General features: G+C 69.9%; 6 protein-coding genes. 3 read left to right on the top strand and 3 right to left on the bottom strand.

From position 1 onward, the window contains the following. Positions 1-1,177 (top strand): DUF7654 domain-containing protein (locus ACO0E1_RS17585; protein ID WP_422875344.1); only part of this gene is annotated, 1,177 nt, incomplete at its 5' end. 108 nt (positions 1,178-1,285) lie between these two features. On the opposite strand, the gene ACO0E1_RS17580 is transcribed toward ACO0E1_RS17585, so the two are convergent. Beyond that, entirely contained in the window at positions 1,286-1,762 is a 477-nt protein-coding gene (locus ACO0E1_RS17580) for a GtrA family protein (RefSeq protein ID WP_422875343.1), read from the bottom strand. A gap of 128 nt (positions 1,763-1,890) precedes the next feature. Here ACO0E1_RS17580 and ACO0E1_RS17575 point away from each other — a divergent pair, with 128 nt between their 5' ends. Together ACO0E1_RS17575 and ACO0E1_RS17570 are read left to right on the top strand one after the other, a co-directional pair. Continuing rightward, entirely contained in the window at positions 1,891-2,937 is a 1,047-nt protein-coding gene (locus ACO0E1_RS17575) for a glycosyltransferase family 2 protein (protein ID WP_422875342.1), read from the top strand. Then, positions 2,934-3,680, top strand: coding sequence for a polyprenol monophosphomannose synthase (locus ACO0E1_RS17570; RefSeq protein ID WP_422875341.1), 747 nt, complete (start codon positions 2,934-2,936; stop codon positions 3,678-3,680). The genes ACO0E1_RS17575 and ACO0E1_RS17570 overlap by 4 nt, the downstream gene beginning before the upstream one ends. Here the strand turns inward: ACO0E1_RS17570 and ACO0E1_RS17565 are convergent. Together ACO0E1_RS17565 and ACO0E1_RS17560 are read right to left on the bottom strand one after the other, a co-directional pair. Beyond that, positions 3,625-5,022 (bottom strand): hypothetical protein, encoded by a 1,398-nt coding sequence (locus ACO0E1_RS17565; protein ID WP_422875340.1) that lies wholly within the window; start codon positions 5,020-5,022, stop codon positions 3,625-3,627. The two genes, ACO0E1_RS17570 and ACO0E1_RS17565, sit on opposite strands and share 56 nt — an antisense overlap. A 25-nt stretch (positions 5,023-5,047) precedes the next feature. Next, positions 5,048-6,361 carry an O-antigen ligase family protein gene (locus ACO0E1_RS17560; RefSeq protein WP_422875339.1) on the bottom strand — a complete coding sequence of 438 codons (1,314 nt, stop codon included), beginning with the start codon at positions 6,359-6,361 and terminating at the stop codon, positions 5,048-5,050. Positions 6,362-6,428 lie beyond the last annotated feature (67 nt).

Below are 6,428 nucleotides of genomic sequence, written 5' to 3'. Positions count from 1 at the left end.
GGTGGTGGTGCTCGGGGTGTGGATCGCGACGCGGTTGGGCACGATCGAGGCCGTCCTCGGCACCGTCTACCCCGGACGACGCATCGAGTTCGCCGGCGCGCTCGACTACAAGGGCATCGTCTCGGTGTTCGGCGCACCCTTCGCCGGTGCGCTGCAGAACGGCGTCGCCGATGGTCTCGGACCGAACCAGTCCGAGGCGGCCGCGCCGTTCATGACGATCGTGTTCCTCGTCCCGCTGCTCGTCTGGCTCCTCGTCCGCTCGGTCACGGCAGCCCGTGCCGCCGGGTCGCTCCGTCGCCTCGACTGGACCGTCCTCTCCGTGCTCGTGGTCCTGACGGTGCTCTGGTTCTTCCTGCTCATCCCCGGGTGGACCCCGATCGCGAACCTGCTCGGGCTGACCCGATCGACCGACGGGCGGCTCCGGCTGGCCTTCGACCTGCTCGCCGTCATCGGGATCGGCGTCGCGGTCTCGCGGATGGACCGCGACCGGATCCGCGCCAAGTGGTGGGTCGCCCTGTCCGGCGGGGCCGTCGCCGCCGCGTCGATCGTGTGCACCTGGTACGCGCTCCGGCACGCGCAGGCTCCGGTCCTCGCCTCCGCCGCGCACTGGAAGGTCGTGTCGGTGCTCGTCGTGGTCGCGGTCGTGCTCATCGCGTTCCGCCTGGTGCTCCCGGGCGTCACCCTGTTGCTGGTCGGCACGCTGTTGGTCGGCCTCGGCATCAACCCGCTCTACCGCGGCGTGTTCGAGCTGCCGGAGGACACGAAGGCCGGACGCGCGATCGAGGCCATCGAGGCGAAGCACCCCGACGCGAAGTGGGTCGGCGTCGGGACGACCATGCAGACGTCCATGCTCGTCGAGTCGGGCGTGCACGCGTTCAACGGCATGCAGACGTACCCGCCGAAGGAGATGTGGGACGAGATCGACCCGTCCGGCAAGTACCGGAACCAGGCGAACCGTCTCGGCAACGTGAACTGGACGGTCGGGACGGGCGAGCCGAAGGTGACGAACCCGGTCCGCGACCAGGTGCTCATCACGTTCGACGCGTGCAGTCGCTTCGCGCAGCGGAACGTCGACTACGTCCTGTCGGACTCGCCCATCGACTCGTCCTGCCTCGCGCAGACCGGCGACTACGACCAGGGCGCGCTCGACATGCACATCTACCGGGTGGTGCGCTGACCGCGCGTCGTCCGCACCGGACGGACGGGAGGCTCGTGGCGGCGTCGCCACGAGCCTCCCGTCCGTCCGTGGGTGCGTCCGTCGGTCGGTGCGGAGCGCACCGACCGGTCAGACGATCTCGGCGACCGCTTCCTCCGCGCCCTCGCGCTTGTCGGTGAAGACCCACTTGCCGTAGGCGAAGTAGCGGAACACGGTCGCGACGCCCTGGCCGATGAGCGTGCCGGAGACGTTGTCGGCCAGCGGCGAGTCGAGGTGCAGCACGTACCGTGAGAAGCCGAGGCACCCGAGCTGCAGCAGGATCGCGATGACGTTGAGGAGCGCGAACACCATGAAGCTCTTGAACGTCTGCGCGTTCGCACGGTCGCGGTAGGTCCACAGCCGGCTGCCGAAGTAGGTGACGACACTGGCGACGGCGATCGCGATGATCTTCCCGACCAGGGGGAGCGCGAACAGCGGCCCGTGACCGCCCCAGAACACCAGGGCATTGTAGACGACTGCGTCGACGACGAAGCCGATCCCGCCGACGACGAGGAACGAGCCTCCTCGCCGCAGGTGCCCGAGGAACCACTCCGATGCGTTCGCCACGTTGTCCTTTCCCGCCCCGGGGTGCGGCGCCAGCCGAATCTCCGGGGAACTGTTAGCCTCTCGCAGGGGTTTCGTGATCACGATCCCGCCGCTCGACATGATCCGTGACCACTGAAGGACCCTATCCCGTGACACCCGACGACCTCGTCATCGCAGCCATCGTGCCCTGCCACAACGAGGCACCGGCCATCCACAAGGTCGTCACCGACCTCAAGGCCGCGGTGCCGGGCATCCACGTGTACGTGTACGACAACAACAGCACCGACGGCACGGACGAGGTCGCGCGTCGCGCAGGTGCCGAGGTGCGGTACGAGCACACCAAGGGCAAGGGCAACGTGATCCGCCGTGCCTTCGGGGACATCGACGCCGACGTCTACCTGATGATCGACGGCGACGACACGTACGACGCGGCCGCTGCACCCGAGATGATCCGGACCCTGCTCGAGGGCCCGTACGACCACATCCTCGGCGTCCGGCAGGACGACCCGACGTCGACGGCGTACCGACCGGGACACGAAGCCGGCAACCGGATGTTCAACCGGGTCGTCGGTCGGATGTTCGGCACTCCGGTGTCCGACATGCTGAGCGGGTACCGCGTGATGTCGCGCCGGTTCGTGAAGTCGTTCCCGGCGCTGTCACGGGAGTTCGAGACCGAGACCGAGCTCACGGTGCACGTGATGAACCTCCGGGTGCCGCACGCCGAGGTCCCGATCGCGTTCAAGGACCGCGCCGAGGGCACCGAGTCCAAGCTCAACACCTACAGCGACGGGTTCAAGATCCTCTCGCTCATCGCGCACCTGGTCCGGTTCGAGCGTCCGGTGCTCTTCCACGGCCTGATCGGTGCGGTGTTCGCGATCATCGCGCTCGTCCTCGCGATCCCGCTCTTCATCGAGTTCGGTCGGACCGGGCTGGTGCCGCGGTTCCCGACGGCGTTCCTCGCGGCCTCCCTGATGGTCATCGCGTTCCTGACGTGGATCCTCGGGTTCATCCTCGAAGGCGTGACCCGGCTGCGCCGCGAGACCAGCCGGCTGAACTACCTGACGTACTCCGCGCCGGGGACGTCCGAACGCCGACTGCCGATCAGCCACTCCGCCCCGGAACAGCAGACGCCGTCGGAGATCGCCCGCAAGGCGATGCCCGGCTCGTCGGACCGCGGGGACAGCGCCGCCCGATGACGGAACCGACCGCGCTCGTCGTCATCCCGACGTACGACGAGGCCGAGAACGTCCGCGCGATCGTCGACGTCGTGCTGAGCGCCGTCCCGAGTGCCCACGTGCTCGTCGTCGACGACGGCAGCCCCGACGGCACCGGTGACATCGTGGCGTCGATCGCCGAGACCGACGACCGGGTGCACCTCGTGCGGCGCACCGGCAAGCTCGGGCTCGGCAGCGCCTACGTCGCCGGTTTCCGCTGGGGGCTCGAGCGCGGGTACGGCCTGCTCGTCGAGATGGACGCGGACGGCTCGCACCCCGCCGACCGGCTGCCGGCGCTCATCGACGCCGTCACGAGCACCGACGACGTGATGCTGTCGATCGGCTCGCGCTGGACGCCCGGCGGGTCCGTCGTGGACTGGCCGTGGCACCGGCAGGCCCTCAGCCGCGGCGGGAACGCCTACGCGCGCATCATGCTGGGCATCGACGTGCAGGACATCACGGCCGGCTTCCGGGTCTACCGCGCCGAGACGATCGCGGCGATGGACCTCGATTCGATCGACTCGAAGGGCTACTGCTTCCAGGTCGACATGACGCTGCGGGTGAACGACCTCGGCGGCCGGATCGTCGAGGTGCCCATCCAGTTCCGGGACCGACTCCTCGGGGTCTCCAAGATGAGCCAGGCGATCGTCGTCGAGGCGATGCTGCGGGTCACGCAGTGGGGTCTGCAGCGACGGTTCGGGCGGGCGCCGGCGACTCGACGCTGACCTCGGCCGGGCCCGTTGCCCCGGACTCGGCCCCGGGCTCGGTCGTGGTGCCGGTCGTGGTGTCGATGACGGTCTCCGCGGTGCGGCGCACCGCCGGGGTCCTGAGGAACACGACCACCAGGACGACGAGCAACGCGGCGCGCATCCACATCGCTGCCGTCATCATCTGCGACGCCCACGTGTCGCCGGTCACCCCGAGGGCCTGGTAGTACCCGCTCCGGAAGAAGCCAACGGTCAGGCAGACATCGGTGACGAGGTAGGCCGCGATCCACCACCCGCCGAGCCGCAGCACGACGAAGAACGGCAGCAGCCAGAGCACGTACTGCGGCGAGTCGACCTTGTTGCAGACCATGTAGACGCAGAGCATCGCGGCGGACGCCTGGATCCACGGCGTCCGACCGGTCCGCGCGCCCACGACGACGGTGACCACGAGCACCGCGAGGATGCCGAGCGCGGTGGACACGGTCGCGAGCATCGACATCGTGTCCTGGATCGGCGACGACAGGTCGGCTGACCGGGGGAGCAGCCCGTAGTACCAGACCGAGAGGGTCGACGCCCCGATGGGTCGCTGGGCCTGGAACTGGAACACCGAGAACCAGCCCTCGAAGTTGACGACCATGAACGGCACGTTCGCGGCGAGGACCACCCCGACGCCGGAGCCCAGTGCGGTGAGGGCCCGCCGGAACCGCCCGGACAGGTCGAGGTCCCGGTCGAGCAGCGCGGCGAGCACCAGCGCCGCGAGGAACATCAGCGGGTAGAGCTTGAACGCGCCGCCGACCCCGAAGGCGGCCCCGGCGAGTGCCCAGCGGAGCAGCGGCGGCCACGTCCGTGGTGCCGAGGTCGCGACGAGGAGCCCCGCGACCGTGCACAGCACCGGCAGCAGGTCCCAATTGTAGGCGGAGTACAGCGCGAGCGGGGGTGTCGCGGCGAACACCCACGCGCGACGACCGGCGATCCGCGCGAGCATCAGCGTCACGAGCACCGCGATCACCACGGCGACGGCGGCCGTCACGACGAGGAACTGCTTCGCCGAGTCCGCGGGCAGCGCGGTGATCCACACCCAGATCCCGGTGAGCGTCGGGTACTCGACGGTGCCGCCCCCGAGCCGGGGCGGATCGCCGCGCCACGTCCCGAACACGTACGGGAAGACGTGTGCGCCGAGCTCCCGCTGGTTCCAGAGCGACACGACGTCGGACCAGCACCCGTACTGGTTGACGTACGCGCTCCGCGAAACGTCGGCCGGGCGCGGGACGGTGCAGAGGAGCTTCTGGCCGAGGTTCAGGACGCAGAACAGCGCTGCGACGACGCACATCGCGATGCGTTCGGGGAGACGGGGGTGCACCCGCCAAACCTACCGAACGGTGTCGTCAGCCATGGTGCTCCACGCGCGGCAGCAACCGTCGCCACGACCGGCGCCGCGCCGCGACGACGAGCACCGTCGTGAACACCATCAGCCCCGCGCCGTGCAGCAGGTAGCTCTCGGCCGTGCTCGTGACCGCGAGGAGCACGAGGATCGCCGCCGGCCAGACGTAGGCGACACCGGGGAACGTCGTCGCCGTCACCCAGGCGCGTGCGAACGCGAGGCCCGCGGCCACGAGGAGGATGAGCATCCCGGCGAGGCCGATCTGCAGCCAGGCGTCGACGAATGCGTTGAGCCCCGAGGTGTACCGGACCCCTGCCGGGTCGACCAGGACGGCGAACGGGACGACCTCCTCCCGCGGCCAGGTCCCGACCCAGCCCCAGCCCTGGATCGGGTACTGCGCGATCAGCTGACGGATCTGCGACCAGAGCGCCAGACGGGTGGCGCTGCCCCCTGCTGCACCGATCTCGGCGAGCAGCCTGCCGCGGACGAGGAACGCGAGGACCGCCACGACGAGGACGAAGACCCCGAGGACGGTGTTGACGATCGGCCGGGTGGTGGGCCGTGCGTGTCGGAGGGACCAGAGCGCGAGTGCGGTCACCGAGAGGGCGATCATCGCGAGCCCGGTGATCGGCGACTGGACGAGCATGAGCGCGATCACCGCCATGGCGACGGACCCGATGGCCCGCCACCTGGTCACGGAACGGGTGAGGAACTCCACCACGAAGGTGACGAGCGCGGTCGCGGCGACGAACCCCATGAAGTTGCGGGTGCCGCCGATGCCCTGGATCGGACCGCCGTACGCGATGTCGCCGTGGATGCCGAAGGCGGGGAAGGGCACGTCGAGCACCAGTCCGGAGAGGACCTCGAGCCCGAGTGCGACGACGAGCAGGATGCGGAAGGCGTCGCCGGCCGCACGGATGACCTGCACGAGGTCGCGGCCGAGGGCCAGGTAGAGCCCGAGTCCGACGAAGCAGACCGTCGCGACGAAGCCACGGAGGGCGACCCACGAGTACTCGCTCCACAGCACGCTGAGCGCGCAGTACCCGACGAACGCCAGGAGCGACAGGGGGAGCACGCCGTGCCACTCGATCCGGTAGCGCTGTCCGAGGAGACTCAACCCGGCGAGGACCACGAGCGTCACGAGGACCGCCCACGTGCCGGCGGTGCCCACGAGCGCGGACACGGCCGACTGCCCGAAGGCGAAGAGCAGGACGACGGTCGCGAGCGCCTGGCTGAATCGACCGCCGGCGGAGAACCCGATCCAGGCGGAGAGGTACCGACGCGCGAGCGCTCGCCTGGTCACCCTGCCGTCCGTCACGTCCCCATCCTCTCGCACCCGGCGGGGTGCGGCGCCGTCCTCATCGCGGTGCGTCGATATCGCGCCA

Origin of the sequence: Curtobacterium guangdongense (assembly GCF_049341845.1) — a bacterium.
In the GTDB taxonomy this organism is placed as follows: domain Bacteria; phylum Actinomycetota; class Actinomycetes; order Actinomycetales; family Microbacteriaceae; genus Curtobacterium; species Curtobacterium guangdongense.
The sequence above is the reverse complement of the archived record's forward strand: the minus strand, read 5'-3'. Positions and strand labels throughout refer to the sequence as shown.